At 37.6% G+C, this 16,133-nt stretch carries 15 protein-coding genes and 1 other RNA gene; 4 read left to right on the top strand and 12 right to left on the bottom strand.

The genetic code is table 11. The features are described 5' to 3' along the window. The first annotated feature begins 110 nt into the window (after positions 1-110). Both HC179_RS19115 and HC179_RS19110 read left to right on the top strand, forming a co-directional pair. Positions 111-695, top strand: coding sequence for a TetR/AcrR family transcriptional regulator (locus tag HC179_RS19115; protein WP_168865793.1), 585 nt, complete (start codon positions 111-113; stop codon positions 693-695). A gap of 152 nt (positions 696-847) precedes the next feature. Beyond that, positions 848-1,171: a hypothetical protein gene (locus HC179_RS19110; protein WP_168865792.1), complete on the top strand. Its 324-nt coding sequence runs from the start codon at positions 848-850 to the stop codon at positions 1,169-1,171. 52 nt (positions 1,172-1,223) lie between these two features. Here the strand turns inward: HC179_RS19110 and fumC are convergent, their stop codons facing one another. Both fumC and trhO read right to left on the bottom strand, forming a co-directional pair. Further along, positions 1,224-2,609, bottom strand: a complete 1,386-nt coding sequence (gene fumC, locus HC179_RS19105; protein WP_168865791.1) for a class II fumarate hydratase — start codon at positions 2,607-2,609, stop codon at positions 1,224-1,226. A gap of 141 nt (positions 2,610-2,750) precedes the next feature. Next, a complete protein-coding gene (gene trhO / locus HC179_RS19100; RefSeq protein ID WP_168865790.1) occupies positions 2,751-3,710 on the bottom strand; it encodes an oxygen-dependent tRNA uridine(34) hydroxylase TrhO in 960 nt (319 codons plus the stop codon). A 276-nt stretch (positions 3,711-3,986) separates the two neighbouring features. Between trhO and HC179_RS19095 the strand changes: the two genes are divergently transcribed. Further along, the gene (locus tag HC179_RS19095; protein WP_168865789.1) at positions 3,987-5,342 is read left to right on the top strand and encodes a glucoamylase family protein; all 1,356 of its coding nucleotides are present in this window, start codon (positions 3,987-3,989) and stop codon (positions 5,340-5,342) included. A gap of 50 nt (positions 5,343-5,392) precedes the next feature. On the opposite strand, the gene HC179_RS19090 is transcribed toward HC179_RS19095, so the two are convergent. The 10 genes from HC179_RS19090 to HC179_RS19045 all read right to left on the bottom strand — a co-directional run bounded on the left by HC179_RS19090 (position 5,393) and on the right by HC179_RS19045 (position 14,426). Then, positions 5,393-6,439 (bottom strand): ATP synthase beta subunit C-terminal domain-containing protein, encoded by a 1,047-nt coding sequence (locus HC179_RS19090; protein ID WP_168865788.1) that lies wholly within the window; start codon positions 6,437-6,439, stop codon positions 5,393-5,395. A 278-nt stretch (positions 6,440-6,717) separates the two neighbouring features. Continuing rightward, positions 6,718-8,112, bottom strand: coding sequence for an L-cystine transporter (locus HC179_RS19085; protein ID WP_168865787.1), 1,395 nt, complete (start codon positions 8,110-8,112; stop codon positions 6,718-6,720). Between the two features lie 191 nt (positions 8,113-8,303). Then, positions 8,304-8,573, bottom strand: coding sequence for a DUF1292 domain-containing protein (locus HC179_RS19080; protein ID WP_168865786.1), 270 nt, complete (start codon positions 8,571-8,573; stop codon positions 8,304-8,306). Between the two features lie 184 nt (positions 8,574-8,757). Further along, a non-coding RNA gene (gene ssrS / locus HC179_RS19075) (6S RNA) lies at positions 8,758-8,946 on the bottom strand. Between the two features lie 44 nt (positions 8,947-8,990). Further along, positions 8,991-9,281 (bottom strand): DUF6509 family protein, encoded by a 291-nt coding sequence (locus tag HC179_RS19070; protein ID WP_168865785.1) that lies wholly within the window; start codon positions 9,279-9,281, stop codon positions 8,991-8,993. Between the two features lie 16 nt (positions 9,282-9,297). Beyond that, positions 9,298-10,524 (bottom strand): DEAD/DEAH box helicase, encoded by a 1,227-nt coding sequence (locus HC179_RS19065; RefSeq protein ID WP_346775164.1) that lies wholly within the window; start codon positions 10,522-10,524, stop codon positions 9,298-9,300. A gap of 126 nt (positions 10,525-10,650) precedes the next feature. Continuing rightward, positions 10,651-11,250: a response regulator transcription factor gene (locus HC179_RS19060; protein ID WP_168865784.1), complete on the bottom strand. Its 600-nt coding sequence runs from the start codon at positions 11,248-11,250 to the stop codon at positions 10,651-10,653. Next, positions 11,247-12,383: a sensor histidine kinase gene (locus HC179_RS19055; protein ID WP_168865783.1), complete on the bottom strand. Its 1,137-nt coding sequence runs from the start codon at positions 12,381-12,383 to the stop codon at positions 11,247-11,249. The genes HC179_RS19060 and HC179_RS19055 overlap by 4 nt, the downstream gene beginning before the upstream one ends. Positions 12,384-12,556: 173 nt before the next feature. Beyond that, positions 12,557-13,024 carry a site-2 protease family protein gene (locus HC179_RS19050; RefSeq protein ID WP_346775163.1) on the bottom strand — a complete coding sequence of 156 codons (468 nt, stop codon included), beginning with the start codon at positions 13,022-13,024 and terminating at the stop codon, positions 12,557-12,559. A 181-nt stretch (positions 13,025-13,205) separates the two neighbouring features. Further along, the gene (locus tag HC179_RS19045; RefSeq protein ID WP_168865781.1) at positions 13,206-14,426 is read right to left on the bottom strand and encodes a tetratricopeptide repeat protein; all 1,221 of its coding nucleotides are present in this window, start codon (positions 14,424-14,426) and stop codon (positions 13,206-13,208) included. Positions 14,427-14,791: 365 nt separating this feature from the next. Here HC179_RS19045 and HC179_RS19040 point away from each other — a divergent pair, with 365 nt between their 5' ends. Further along, complete coding sequence (locus tag HC179_RS19040) at positions 14,792-16,123, top strand: cytochrome ubiquinol oxidase subunit I (protein ID WP_168865884.1); 1,332 nt, start codon at positions 14,792-14,794, stop codon at positions 16,121-16,123. The last annotated feature ends 10 nt before the right edge of the window (positions 16,124-16,133 follow it).

Here is a 16,133-nt window from a genome sequence, read left to right as displayed (position 1 = left end):
ACTTATATAGTTCATAATATATATAAAAATATCCTTTGACAAGAGTTTATGAACTATTTTATTTGTTTTATTACATAAATTTGATTAAAATATAAGAGAGGTGAAGGAGAATGGACGGTTTTCAACGAAGGAGAGAACAAAAAAAGCTGGATATTTTAGAAGCTGCTTTAGTACTTTTTATGGAATTTGGCATTCAAAAAGTGTCCGTAGCGGAAATAGCACAAAAGGCCAATGTTTCTCAAGTGACGATCTATAATTATTTTGAAAGTAAACATAAATTAACTAGTGATGTGTTTGGATACTACATAAATAAAACTTCTGACGACTTCGAAAAGCTCATTCATAGTGATAAACCGTTCCCAGAGAAAATCAAACAAATTATTTTCAATAAAAAAGAAATCTCAAAACAGATTCATGAAGAATTTTATCATTTCATGATGAAAGAATATACAACAGAAGGTAATATCATTGAGAAAATTTATGTAGAAAAAGCACTTCCCTATTTTGCAAAACTGTTTGAGGAAGGAAAGGAACAAGGCTATGTCGACCCAAATCTTTCGCAAGAAGCCATTCTTTTCTATGTACAGATGCTGAAAGATTATATGCAAAGAGAAGAAGTTTATCAAAAAGTGCTTCCGTTAACAGAAGACATTACGAATATCTTTTTTTACGGAATTATTGGTAAAAAAGAATAAAAACAGGTGCCTTATTTGTGGGTACCTGTTTTTTCTTAGTCTCTTCTGTAACGAACCTGTAAAGAAAATTACCCCCACAAATTATCCTATTTTCCTTAATATTATAGATACAATACATAACCTTAGTATCAGTATGTTCATGGGAGGTAACTATGCAAACATATGTAAAGGATTCTTTATTAGAATGGAAAGAAGAAATGTTAAAGCAGAAGAAAGAAATTGATGATGAATATGAAAAAGTGAAGTCGGATCTTCAGTTATATTCTATAAAGTTCAGTATTACGAAACAAGTGATCCAATCCACCATAAACGATGAAATCATCGACAACATCAAAGAATCGTATCACAAACCATTTGAAGAGAAATTTAATGAACTTAAACAATACATAAAAGAGTTAGATGAAAAAAGAAAAGTGTTTCAGATGTTTGTGGACAAAATAGATAAAGTCAATGAAACTGAGATGATGGAGAAATAGAACAAGATGGCCAGGTGGAAAATCAAGTAGAATTCCCACCTGGCCATCTTGTTTACTGTGGACTTACCATTTTACTCGGATCAACAAAGGCATCAAATTCTTCTTCTGTTAGCAGTTCCAGTTTTAGTGCGGCTTCTTTTAACGTTGTCCCCTCTTTGTGTGCAAGCTTAGCAATGGAGGCTGCTTTTTCATACCCTATGTGAGGATTTAGGGACGTGACTAACATTAAAGAATTTTGCAGATTTAATGCTATTTTTTCTAAATTAGGTTCCATCCCGCTGACGCATTTGTCGTTAAAGCTGTTCATGCTGTCTGTCAAAAGTGTAACGGATTGTAGGAAGTTATAGATAATGACGGGTTTGAACACATTTAGTTCAAAATTACCCTGACTCGCCGCAATACCAATCGTTACATCATTCCCCATCACTTGCGTTGCCACCATCGTTAATGCCTCACTTTGGGTTGGGTTGACTTTGCCGGGCATAATAGAGCTTCCAGGTTCATTTTCTGGTATAGTTATCTCACCTATCCCGCTTCTTGGACCACTGGCAAGCCACCTTACGTCATTGGCAATTTTCATTAAATCTGCAGCAAGTGCTTTTATTGCTCCATGTACATACACAATTTGATCATGACTGGTTAATGCATGAAACTTATTCGCTGCAGAAGTGAAGTTTTTCCCAGACAGCTGTGTGATTTCTTCTGCTACCATCTGCCCAAATTCCGGATGTGCATTTATCCCTGTACCTACTGCCGTTCCACCAATAGCCAGTTCTTTCATATAGGGTAGGCTTTCTATAATCATGTTCTCCCCTTTTTCAAGCATATGATGCCAACCGCTGATTTCTTGGCCTAGTGTAAGTGGCGTAGCATCTTGTAAGTGGGTCCTACCTATTTTAATGACATCATTAAATTTGTCCGACTTTTGCAGCAAAGTCTCTTTTAGTCTTGTTAGAGCTGGAAGAAGTCTTTCCTCTACTGCTAACACGCCAGCAATGTGTAAGGCAGTCGGAAACGTGTCATTGGAGCTTTGGGACATGTTTACATCATCGTTTGGATGGATCCGGTCCTCTCCTCCGCTGTCCGTTAACAGTTGATTAGCCCTATTGGCAATCACTTCGTTTACATTCATATTGGATTGTGTACCACTACCTGTTTGCCACACAACAAGTGGAAAATGCTCATCCCATTTACCCATTATTATCTCATCAGCAGCGGCTGTCATTGCCTCTGCTTTTTCGGTAGAGAGTTTCCTCAATTTATGATTACTTTTTGCCGCTGCTTTTTTTAATAGTGCAAATGCGTGAATGATCTCTATTGGCATCCTCTCCGAACCAATTGCAAAATTTTCAATGCTTCTTTGCGTTTGTGCTCCCCATAGCTTATTCTTTGGGACTTTTATTTCGCCCATTGTATCTTTTTCAATCCGGTATTCCATGTATGTAGTCTCCTTTCTTTTCATTACTTACTATTTACCTCTATTGATAAAAGAAAAACGTAGTCTTTTCAGATAAGTATTTCTTTTTGTCCATAAAAATAACCTGTTCCTCGTTTGAGAAACAGGTTAACTGCTTATATATTAGTTTGTAACTTCTTCTTTGATTGCATCCATTCTTTTGCTTACTTCTTCTTCTGTTAATCCATGTTCTGTGATATAACGATTTCTTGGGTGTACACGGCATTCGTGGGAACAACTGCGCAAGTATTGGTGTTCATTTTCCTCAGAGCTCAAGATCTTCTTGTTACACTCAGGATTAGCACAGTTTACATAGCGCTCGCAAGGTTCACCAGTAAAATGATCCTTACCGACTACTACATGTTCCTTTTGATTAATTGGAACACTGATACGTTCATCAAACACATAGCATTGTCCATCCCATAGTTCTCCTTGCACTTCAGGGTCTTTCCCGTAAGTGACAATTCCTCCATCCAGCTGAGAAACATCCTCAAAACCTTCTTCAAGTAACCAGCCGGAAAACTTTTCACAACGTACTCCGCCAGTACAATACGTTAAAATCTTTTTGCCTTCAAAATTCTTCTTGTTTTCTTTAATCCATTGAGGAAGCTCTTTGAACGTATTGATGTCAGGTTTTACTGCCCCGCGGAAATGTCCAAGGTCGTACTCATAATCATTACGAGCATCAATTACTACTGTATCATCGCTTTGTAATGCTTCCAACCATTCTTTTGGTTTTAAATGCTTCCCGGTAGTTTTGCGTGGGTCAATGTCATTTTCCAGGCGTAATGTCACCAACTCCGGACGATAACGGACCTTCATTTTAGGGAATGCATGTTCAGTTACTTCATCTACTTTATAGATAATATCTGAGAACAGAGGGTGTGCATTCATATGCTCAATATAAGCGTCCGTTTGCTCGATCGTCCCTGAAACTGTACCGTTAATCCCTTCTTTTGCAATTAATACACGGCCCTTCAACCCTAGTTCTTTACAGAATTCCAGGTGTTCTTGTGTGACCTCTTCAGGATTCTCAATATCTACATATTTATAATACAATAATACTCTATAGTCTTGACTCATTATTATCACCAGTACCTTTATTAAATTTATCTATTTACATAGTTGACATAATTGTTTCTTTATATAAGAAGTTACAACATATTACTATATCAAAAATGGTGGGATTGTGACAAGCTTTTATTACGATAACATAAAGAAGTGAATGTCATTTCATTATTTTTAGTGAAAATGTATTGATTAACGTTAGGTTAAAGGGTATATTTTACACAAATGAAGGCGTTTTCAATTATTTTTTCGAAACGTTTCACTAAATCACTTTAAAGGAGTTGTTACAATTTGAGAAAATTGCTTGGGTTATTTTTGATAACTATGGTGTGTGTTGGTACAATTCTCTATTTTACAAGCACTCCAGAAAATGCAGTTGTTCAACCCAAAAATGAAATGGAAAAAGAACTACTAGACACTGCTGAAAAAACGTTTCGATTTTTTGAAGATTATACCGATCTTGAAACAGGTCTTACCATGGATCGGGTTGACTTTGAGCAGGATGAAACGAAAGCCGAACATACCTCCCCTACTAATATTGCCATGTATATGTTAGGAATGGTTTCTGGTGTGGAACTTGGCTTTATACCAAAAAATGAAGCCGAGAAAAAGCTTGAAAAAACCTTGCGCACATTAAATGAAATGGATACTTGGAACGGTCTTTATTACAATTGGTACTACACGAAGGATGGCAAGCAAAAAAAAGATTGGGGACAGTTTATCTCTAGTGTTGATAATGGTTGGTTGACTGCAGGGTTAATTGTTACAGGACAGTACTTTGAAGATCTGAAAGGTTTAACAGATCCCCTCGTTGAGCAAATGGATTATTCCACCCTTTATGACCCTTCTGTTGGTCATCTACATGGAGGATATGATAAGGAACAAGAAAGTCTTACTTCTCATCATTATGGGATGTTATATACGGAGCCGCGAGTGGCAAGTTACCTCGCTATTGGTAAAGGTGATGTACCTGAGGAACATTGGTGGAAGTTGTACCGAACTTTTCCGCCAGAGTTTGATTGGCAATCTCAAACTCCTTCGGGTGAGATGAAGGAGTATAACGGTGTAAGTGTGTTTCAAGGTGTGTACGAATATGAAAATATTAAGTTTGTACCAAGCTGGGGAGGCAGTATGTTTGAAGCGCTGATGCCAAGCCTTGTCATGAAGGAAAATGAACTCGGTGTGGATGCTTTAGGCTTGAATAATCTACAGCATGTAAAAGGTCAAATCCGCTATGCGGAAGTAAATGAATTGGAGGCTTGGGGCTTTTCCCCTGCAGCCATCCGAAATAATTATGGAGAGTTTGGAGCGCCTGTATTAGGAACTGAAGGTTATGAAGATAAAGCGACAGTTACACCACATGCGAGCTTTCTTGCATTAGAGCATGCTCCTGAAGAAGTCTATGACAACCTTAAAAAGCTGCAAGATATGGGAGCCTATGGAGAAGATTATGGATATTATGACACAGTCAATCTTGGAACAGGGGAAATTGCCCATACGTATCTTTCTTTGGACCAGGGAATGATTTTAGCTTCTATCACCAATTATTTAAAAAAAGGTGTCATCAGGGATTATTTTCATCAGGATTCAATTGGGAAAAAACCAGAACATCTATTGGAAGTGGAGGATTTCGGTATCAGGGAGTAAACTAAAAAGAGCCCAATCTTGACGGCTCTTTTTACTATTCTCTAAAGAAGTTATTTTATAGAACCAATATATGATAAAGAATTCACTTCTGCAGAATCATAGGAACCTTCTAGTATTTTTCTAATATCTTCAAGCATCGTCGGGAGGTCAACATCTTCTCCTTGTTTACCAGAAAAGGGTTCAGCAACATAGAAAGGTTGGGTTAGATATGCCTCCAATCTTTCCCCTCTCTTATAAATTTGTATATCAGATTCAGGGAGTTGATCCATTCCTCTGACTTGAACAAGTGAGCGTAACTCACGGTACCGTCTAAGAAGTTTTTGTGAGCGTTGTTGTATGGATAAGTGGTGTTGATCTAGGTGGGCACCTTCTAAAACAGATGAAGTAGAATGTAAAGGATTAATAGCTGGATATTTATGTCTTGCTGCAAGATCAGCATCAAATTGCCATAACGTTTCTAAAGGTCCATAAGGAAGGTCTTCATCCACAACTTGACCACTTAAATCAAGAAGGAAGGTTGTAACTGTATTCATTCCAACCTTTTCTAGTTTGTTGTGAAGGTCTTGAATGTTCCCGCTCGCTACATGACCTCGGTCAGCAGTGAAAATTATCTCTTTATTTGGTCCAAGTTCCATGATTTTTTGGTAAGCTTCTTCTATTGTGCTTACAGCGAAATCGACATGATCAAGAATGTCCACGACCTCAGGATGCTCCCCTTTAGGTGATAGCAAAATTGAAGTGTACCCTTCTCTTTTAAGACGGTAATACAACTCTGCTAGAACCACAAGTTGCCCCATGCCTGGTCTTGCCACAAGACCGTTAGTACCTCCTTTAGTCAATGGAGCCAATAAATCAATAGCTTTAATTTTTGTTTCAATCATATCGACTTTCTCCCCTCTCAATATCAACTCATCCAAGCTACACTCTGCTAAATCAGCTAGTGCGATAATGGTGCGTACCTCTGCTCTCCCAACTGGAATTTTGCCTGTGCACAGATTTGAAACGGTTGCGGGTCTTAAGCCCACAGATTTAGCCGCACTCGTCAAGTTTGGTACCTTTCTACGCAATAAAGCAACATTCAATCTTACATTTTCCATTATTTTCACCTCCTGTTACTTTATAGAGTAATTTATATTATGTTTAAAAGCAACAGAAATTTACGCTTAAACGCATTTATTTTTACTTCGAACCTCAGTAGTAGGGATTTTAACTTTTCTAAGGCTGATTGTAACTATTTCTTTAGTTATTGTAACTTTCTCTAAGGTTATTGTGACTTTTACACAGGTCATTGTGACATTTCGGCTTTCGTAACTAAAACACCAAAAAAAAAGAGCAGCAACTATGCTGCTGCTCTCTCTCCTCATACAAAAACTTATTATACATCCAACTCCATATCCGTAGATGCTTTACTGTTAAAAACAGTAGTATCAAGGTCATTTGTCACCTTACTCGTCAGCACACCTGCGGTCATACTACCACTTACATTCACTGCCGTACGTCCCATATCAATTAGAGGTTCAACCGATATCAATAATCCTGCCAGTGCAATCGGTAAGTCCATTGCGGAGAGCACCAGAATTGCAGCAAAAGTTGCTCCGCCTCCTACTCCCGCAACCCCAAATGAGCTGATAGCTACGATGACAATCAACATGAACAGGAACGATGAATCTAACGGATTTATTCCGACTGTCGGTGCAATCATCACTGCCAGCATGGCCGGATAGACACCTGCACAACCGTTTTGGCCGATAGATAACCCAAAAGAACCTGCGAAATTGGCAATACCGTCTGACACACCGAATTCTTTCGTCTGTGTCTTGATGTTTAATGGTAAAGCTCCAGCACTAGTACGTGAAGTAAAGGCAAATGATAGAACAGGAATCGCCTTACGAACATAAGTTAATGGATTCAAGCCGGCAATAGCTAAAAGAACTAAATGGATACCGAACACAATTGCCAGTGCCACATAGGAGGCTGCTACAAACTGTCCAAGCTTGGCAATGGCTCCATAATCACTAGTTGCGGTAACCTTGGTCATCAACGCCAGTACCCCATATGGAGTTAAACGAAGAATCAAGGTCACAACTCTCATAATGATGGTATAAAAGGTATCCACTATTTTTGCGAAGGATTCCGCCTGTTCAGGGTTTTTGCGTCTAACTCCTAAATAAGCTATCCCAATAAATGCGGCAAATATAACCACAGCTATTGTCGATGTCGAACGAGCACCTGTAAAGTCAAGGAATACATTGGAAGGGATGAAATCCAGCATCTGTTGCGGGAATGTTTTAGATGCAAGGTCCCCTGCTCGCTGTTCCATCTGTTCTCCTCTAGCTGTTTCCGCTTCTCCTTGCTCAATTTGGATTGCTTCTAGATCAAAGACAAGTGTGGTACCGATACCAACGGCCGCTGCTACAGCTGTCGTACCGATCAAGATACCAATGATCAACCCGCTGATCTTTCCAATGTTACTCTTTAATGTAAGTCTGGTGAATGCTGCAATGATACTGATGAATACTAATGGCATTACAATCATCTGCAGAAATTTTACATAACCAGAACCTACAATATTGAACCAGTCGATAGAACCTGTTAAAACTTCTGAACCTGATCCATAAACAAACTGAAGTCCAAGACCGAAAAGAATCCCTATCCCCAATGCAGAGAAAACGCGTTTAGAAAAAGAAATGCCTTTCTTTTGCATCGTATAAAGCCCAAAGCAAAGTAAAAGTAATAAAATAATATTTAGTACAATAAACAAAGTGTCCATACTATCTCCCCCTTCTTTCTTACTCAAATACTTTAATCCACTAAAACAACCCCGTCAAGTAGGAATTGGATATAAAAGAATAACTTTCCAGGTGAAAATCATTCTTTGATATAATGTATGGAGCTTATTCTCATACATGCCATTAAACAAAAAAAGAGGTTGTCCTTTTTTACAGGACAACCTTCATAGTATTATTGTTCTTTGTCTACCATCGTTTCGAATGCTGCGGAAACTTTATTAAACTCTTCGTCCGTTTCAATTTCGGATAATTCTCCGTCTTCTTCCACTTTCAAGAAGAAAATATCGACGTCGCCAGTCGTGTCTTTTGCAATCTCTTCTACAAAACCGACTGCTACGTATACAGCACCTTCCACGTCCATCGTTCCAAGAACCTCAAGCTCTTGTTCCTGATCATTCTCATCTGTCACAATAAAAATATCTCCAACTTCTATCTTTTCCATTTTTCTATCTCCCTTCAGTTACTTTACTTAGTGCTCTTGTAAGTATTTTCCTAGTACTCGTTATTCTATACACGATATAGAACTTACCTATCTTAACATACTGTGTTACTCAATTGGTGTAGCCAGCAAATAAAACGAGCCTCCACCTAAAGATGGAAGCTCGTTTTTTAGTGTGTTTTTAAAGGAACAAGCCACAACTGCCGTAACTTAGTATAAGAAAGTTTTAAACCACCACTCCTGAAAGTGGGTGTTCGCAAAAACATTCCTGTCGTCCTCTATCCATGGAGGCATGACATTCCTGCTTTTATATAAAACTCCCTAGCTAAGTATAAAGGTTAAAACTTTGTTATGGTTACGTACATCGTAGCTTGTTTCCCTATAGTACAGGAGAACGAGAAAAAATGCAAATGGTTTTAGTTATAACACTGTCTTGAAATGTTCCCCGCAGTATGCAAGGACTGCCTTCTCTTCTTCTTCTTCCATTTCGAAATCCAACGCCTTGTTGGTATTTTCTTCGTAGAACTGATATTGAGCAATCCTATGTCCATTACCATCTACCGCAAGGATCACTTTTATATAAACACCTTGCTCGGAATATAATTCATCTTCTTCATCAATTTCCAGATCTAGAAAAAATTCATATCTATCTCCCTCGATGATTCCTGTTGGATCTTTGAGTTTTTCCGCTTCATGACCTTTAATATTCATTGTTAAATCTTCCTTTCTATCTCTTGAAATTCCTGTTAGTAAAATCTTTTTTCTTTGCTTTTTCTTTTCTAGCTTTTGCAATATTTATATTGCGCTCTTCCTCGTAATCGTCGCGGTCAGGAATACTAATGCCTTTAAAAACGAGCTTCTCAAGTGGCATATCTAATCCCTTTTCTATCATTTGTAGGAAATCCACATCTCTAGGAGCGTAAAGCGTGTATGCTTCTCCTGTTCCACTCGCTCGCCCTGTGCGGCCGGTACGATGGATGTATGTCTCTAAGTCTTGTGGAATGTCATAATTATAGACATGTGTAACACCTTCTACATCAAGCCCGCGAGCAGCTACATCTGTTGCAACCAGGTATTGAAGTTTAGCTTCCCGGAACCATTTCATCGCTCTGTTCCGTTTGGATTGTGGGATATCCCCGTGTAATGCTTCACATTCTATGCCCTCGTGTTTTAAAATTTCAGTCAGTTTTTGTACCCTCGCCTTTGTACGGCAGAAGATAATGGCTAAATAGGGATTATGTTCTTTTATAAGATGAAGCATAGTGCCTTCTTTTCGGCGATCAGTCGTTTCCACGGCATAATGGTTGATAGTCTCCACAGTCACTTGCTTTTCCACAATTTGAATGTGTTTAGGGTGCTTCATATATTTTTGAGCTAAAGAATGGATCTCATTTGGTATGGTTGCAGAAAACAACATTGTCTGACGAGAAGAAAATGTTTCTGCAGTGATGGTATCTATATCCGGTAAAAAACCCATTAATAGCATCTGATCTGCTTCATCAATGACAAGCATGGAGATAGTGGAAAGATCAATTGTCCCTCTTCTCACATGATCTAGCAAGCGACCAGGTGTTGCCACGATAATATGCTGTGCTCCCTTAAGCTTTTTCAGCTGGGAATTAACATCCTGTCCACCATATACTGCAAGAACGTTTAAATCATCTATGTTTTCCTTTAATTTCTTTATCTCTTTTGTAATTTGGTGCGCAAGCTCTCTGGTTGGTGTTAAAATCAATGCTTGAGTATCAGGGCTATTAACATCCACTTTTTCTAGAATAGGAAGAACAAAAGCTAATGTTTTACCTGTGCCTGTTTGCGCCTGTGCAATTACATCATGTCCCTCAAGAACGGTAGGAACGGTTTGTTCCTGTATGGGGGTTGGGGAAGTTATTCCCATGGATTTTAAGGAGTGATTTACTGCCTTACGAATCCCTAATTTTAAAAAATCAGTCACTCTTATCACGTCTCTTTTCTAAATATAGCCTTGAAATAGCTTTCATAACTATATCACATATTAAAGTAGAGCATAAACAAAAACCGATCTTACTCTTAGATCGGTTTTTAAACATTCTATCCAATTTTATTTAAACCAACCTTTTTCCTTGGATTGGGTAATAGCTTCAATTCGGTTTTTCACTTCCAGCTTATCGAGTATGGTAGAAATGTAGTTTCTAACGGTACCTGATTTGATGCTTAATTCATCAGCTATTTCCTGTGTGTTTTTCCCATCTGCCACAAGTTCAAGAACCGCTTTTTCCCTTTCTGTGAGCGGGTTTTCCTCTCCGTAGAAGTCATCCATCAATTCAGGGGCATAGACGCGTCTACCTGACATGATGCTCCGAATGGAGTTGGCCAGATCTTCACTTGGACTGTCTTTTAGTAAGTAACCTGTAACACCTGCTTTTAAGGCTCTTTGGAAATACCCTGTTCTTGCAAATGTGGTCAATATGATTACTTTGCAACCTAACCCTTTTAACTCTTCCGCTGCCTCCAAACCTGTTTTTTCTGGCATCTCAATATCCATGATACATACATCAGGCTTATATTTATGATATAAAGCTACAGCCTCTTCCCCGTTCCCGGCCATTCCGACCACTTCCATATCGTCTTCCAAATCTAGTAATGAACCTAAGGCGCCTAACATCATTCGTTGGTCCTCTGCTATTACTATCCTTATCATGCTTTCTCCTCCCGTTCCCTCTGATTGACCATTTTAGGCACCTTGATACGGAGCGTTGTTCCCTGTTCCCCAATAATCTCCATCAGGCCATTTACAAATTCCAGGCGTTCCTTAATACCGAGCAGACCGCTGCCTTTTCCTATATCCTGTTGCTCTGTCATTCCAACCCCGTTGTCATGAATAGTCAGTCTGATCTCGTCTCCTAACTGCTCCATACGGACCATACATGTTGAAGCTTTACTATGTTTAACTACATTGGTAACCGCTTCTTTTAAGCACATACTTAAAATGTTCTCCAAGAACAATGAATTGTCCTTTAAAGGTAAATCGTGTTCCAATTTTAATTCTATCTCTGCAGCGTCAAGTATTTGTTTTATCCTTACAAACTCCTCTTTTAATCGAATTCCCCTCATTTGAGACACCATTTGTCTCACTTCATTTAACGCTGTCCTCGCTGTTTGTTGTACATCCTTTAGCTCCAATTTTGCCTGATCAGGGTTTTTACTCATTACCTTCCTTGCAAGATCACTCTTTAAGCCGATCAACGAGAGTTTTTGTCCAAGTGTATCATGCAGGTCTCTTGCAATTCGTTGCCTTTCTTCCTGGATGATTAGCTCAGAAATTCTTTTATTGGCTACATCCAACTGCTCTTCTAGCTGATCTTGTTTTCGTTTATTGTATAGATTAAAGGGAAGCAAAATTACAGCAATCCATATAATCACCACAAAGGGGATCTGCTTTAGGAATAACTCGTCCCTCATGACAACATTTATGTTGATTGCTACTGTAGTTGCAATTAGATGAATGATATATAGAACGATAAAAGCAATTTTATTCTTAATTTTCCCATTGTAAAATGCAATATAGAAAGCAAAATAGATGAAATGAAACAATATAGTCATCGTTATAGAAATCCCTATCAGTAAGCAAGTCCAGAAATAAACCGGCCACTTATTAGAGATGAATGCAAATCTATAAGCAATAAAAAATAGAATCGTTAAGAAAATACCTACTATTATCTCAGGTGTGGATGATGATTGAAAAATAAAATAAAACGGCAGAATGCTGAATACGCTCCAGATGTATGGGGATATTCCTGAACCCTTTTGAAACATTAAGTATCTCTTTTTCATAATAGTTGAAACCTCATTTACCTTTTACATGTCTTGTATCATAATTATAACAAATATTACTAGGAAAGTTTTGTAAAATACTCTTCATCTTTTAACCTTATTTTACTATTATAATGAGACTTGGCATAGTCATACGTGTCATGACAATATCATGACAAATGTCATATATATCATTAATTGGGTGGATTTTTACTGAACTTTTTATTCGTTAATAAATTTAGAACTGCCATTCCATCACTTGGACAGCCATTTAGGTGATTAATTGGAAATAATGAAAAGAATAAAAAGTAAAAAGAGAAATAGGTAAACTGATAATAGAAAATGCTTGGCTCTAAAAAGTCATTTAAGATTAATGTGTTCAAGATAAAAATGGACAAGATATTGAAAAGTGATCCCCCTAAATAAACTAAAACTTTATCAAGTTTAGACGCTTTTTTGCTTAACGATATATACTCACACCAACCATCATAAAAATATAACTTCCTTATGCGCATAGAACCAAACTTGAATAGGATATTTCCTGTTCCTATATGCACAATTACCTTACCACCAAAAAGCTTAGCAAAGAAATAATGCCCCATTTCATGAATGACTGTCACGATAGGAAGCACAAGAAAAAAGGAGAGAAAAAATTTCCACAAATCATTTATCCCGAACAATGTAAACACTACCTTTCTTATAAAAAAGATTAAATAATGCTTACATACCCTATATTGGTTAATTAAACATGTTTTTCAATAAAATTTTAACTAAGCCAAATGACCCGTTTTTCATTGTAAAAACCCACACCAGCATTCATAGTGTGGGATTCTCTAGTTTATTTTAGTAAGAGGTTTTGGATTTTATATTTTGCAAACAACTGTTAAAAAACTCACTTGCCAACTTGTATTGTTGGTTTTCGTAATAGTATTTCGCTAACATCTCTGTATATTTAATCGTGTAACGTTCATTTCCAGCATTCTTAAAATAAGGAATCACTTCTTGCTGGATGTATAGCTCTAACTTTCGATCTTTATCCAATAAATAAATATGTGTAGTGAAGTGAAGAATATATTCATTTAAATCAGTTCTCACAGCCAATCTTAACCCTTGTTCTGCCCATTCTTTTGAAAATTCTGTTTGACCCAAAAAATAATATTCTTCGACTAGCCCTAATATGGAATATACACTTCTTTCTTCTTCTCTTTTCCTTTTTAACGATTCTAGATAGTAATAGATCGCTTCCTCTGACTGTTTTTGATAGGATTTGATGCAACCAAGATTATGTAGTGCCATCGATTCGAGATAAGAATCTCCAATGGTTTCCCCTATATTTTTTGCAGACAGATAATGCTTTTCTGCAAAATCTTGTCGTTTGGAATGGTTAAAGTTTATTCCTAAAATAATATGACACTCAGCCGAGCGCTTATTGTTATAGAGACTCTGGTAGAGAGAAAGGGCCTTGTCTGCAAAAAAGATGGATTCATACGTATCACAAGTTTTTAATTTTGTTAATGCGACTTGATAATACAGTTCAGCTTTATCATTTGCAGAAATGTGTGGTAGTTTTTCCGCTAAAGAAAGGGCATTATCAAGCGCTAAAGTGGATTGTAAAAAGTTATTAGTTCGATAATAATAGATACCTAATGTTTTATGGTGTATATATTCAATCGAGGGATTTATGCTAGTAGGTAAACTTCTAATTTGATTATATATTGGCTGATATAACTTTCTATCATTATTTAAGATAGAGAATTTAAGTTTCACCACCAAATAAAGTAAGTTTATGCTGGGGTCCGACAATAAACTGCCGGTATCAAACTCATCGTTTAAGTATTGGAACTTTTCCCTTGCAGCTTTCTTATTTTGAAGCACTGTTAAATCATAGATTGTGTATAATAGTTTTTCCACTGGTGTATTAAATTTTAGATTCTCATGAACTTTCACACAATCATTGTGCCCTTCTGATAATTCAAAGGTGCCAACAATTCCTTGATCTAGATTATAGTTTAGAGAGAATGTGTCTCTGGAAAGCTTATTAATATGATTTTTTAAATTGCTCATTGAATACACCCTTTGTGTGAATTATAAGAATATTTTACCACCTTCTTCTACATATTTATACAACATTCCGTCAGTTTTTACTTTTTTTCTGAAAATTCTCCAACTGTATCTATATCTCATTTAAGATGATTTGTTATCTTGGATGAACTTCCTTGGTTGTCACAAATTAGCCGAATCTTTGCCATAAAGATGTCATATTCAAGCGCTTTCCCCCTGTTTTGCTTTATGTTTAAAGGGAATATACTAGAAAGAGAGTTTGCTTGATGTTTATATTGTGAAATATTGAGCAATCTACTGTATAATAATAAATATATCTTGAAGACAGAAATTTTGTGTTAGAGAAGGAGTGGAATTGGATGTTTGGGATGTTTGAATATGACCCGGTTTTATTAAGCCGAATTCTAACAGGTATTACTTTGGCTGTACACGTAATCTTTGCCACAGTCGGCGTGGGAGTACCCTTAATGATTGCTTTGGCAGAGTGGATGGGGATAAAAAGGAATGATGAGCATTACCGCCTGCTTGCAAGAAGATGGGCACGCGGATTTGTCATTACTGTTGCAATCGGGGTTGTAACCGGGACCGCTATTGGTTTACAGTTAAGTCTGCTTTGGCCTAACTTTATGCAAATGGCTGGACATGTTATTAGTCTTCCTTTATTCATGGAAACCTTTGCTTTTTTCTTTGAAGCTATTTTTCTTGGTATCTATTTATATACGTGGGACCGATTTAAAAAGAAAATTTATCACTTTTTCATACTAATCCCAGTAGCACTAGGGGCAATGGCTTCAGGCTTCTTTATCACAACAGTGAACGGATTTATGAATGCGCCAAGAGGATTTGATCTTGAAAACGGCATCCTGACCAATATCCGTCCATTAGAAGCGATGTTCAATCCCGCAACCCCTACAAAGGTTGCACACGTCTTATCTTCTGCCTATTTAACAACTGCTTTTGTTTTAGCAGCTATAGCAGCATTTGCAATACTTAGAGGAAAAGATCATGTTTATCATAAAAAAGCATTGCACCTTACAATGACAGCAGCTGCAATCTTTGCGATATCCACTGCTATCATTGGTGATTTTTCAGGTAAGTATCTAGCAAAATATCAACCTGAAAAACTTGCGGCAGCAGAATGGCATTTTGAAACTTCAACGGAAGCTCCGCTAATATTGGGTGGTGTACTGCAAGAAAATAATGAAGTGAAATATGCACTGGAAATCCCCTATGCCTTAAGTATATTAGCTCACGGGACACCAGATGCAGAAGTTATTGGCCTAGAAGAATTCCCTGAAGAGGAGCTACCTCCATTAATCGTTCATTACTTCTTTGATTTGATGGTCGGAATTGGTATGTTCCTGGCGTTTATATCACTCTTATACGTCTTATTTGCAAAAATCCGGAAATGGAACGAATGGAACAAGCCTTTGTTATGGGCAATAGTTGCGGGTGGACCGTTGTCCCTACTGGCAATTGAGATGGGTTGGTTCTTCGCGGAACTTGGTAGGCAGCCGTGGTTGCTTGTAGGCTATATGACCGTCGAACAAGGTGCAACGACCTCGGAACATGTTGACTTAATGATTGTACTATTTGTTCTACTCTACATCGTTCTTCTAACAACTTGTGCGACTGTCTTACGGAAAATGTTTAAAAATAACCCGGTGGAGAAAGAGCTTCACGATAGGGGCATGGAGTGAAGGGGATGAC

The sequence above is a fragment of the Bacillus sp. RO1 genome (genome assembly GCF_012524115.1).
Lineage (GTDB): Bacteria > Bacillota > Bacilli > Bacillales > Bacillaceae_I > Sutcliffiella_A.
This window is presented reverse-complemented; position numbering and strand designations above follow the sequence as displayed.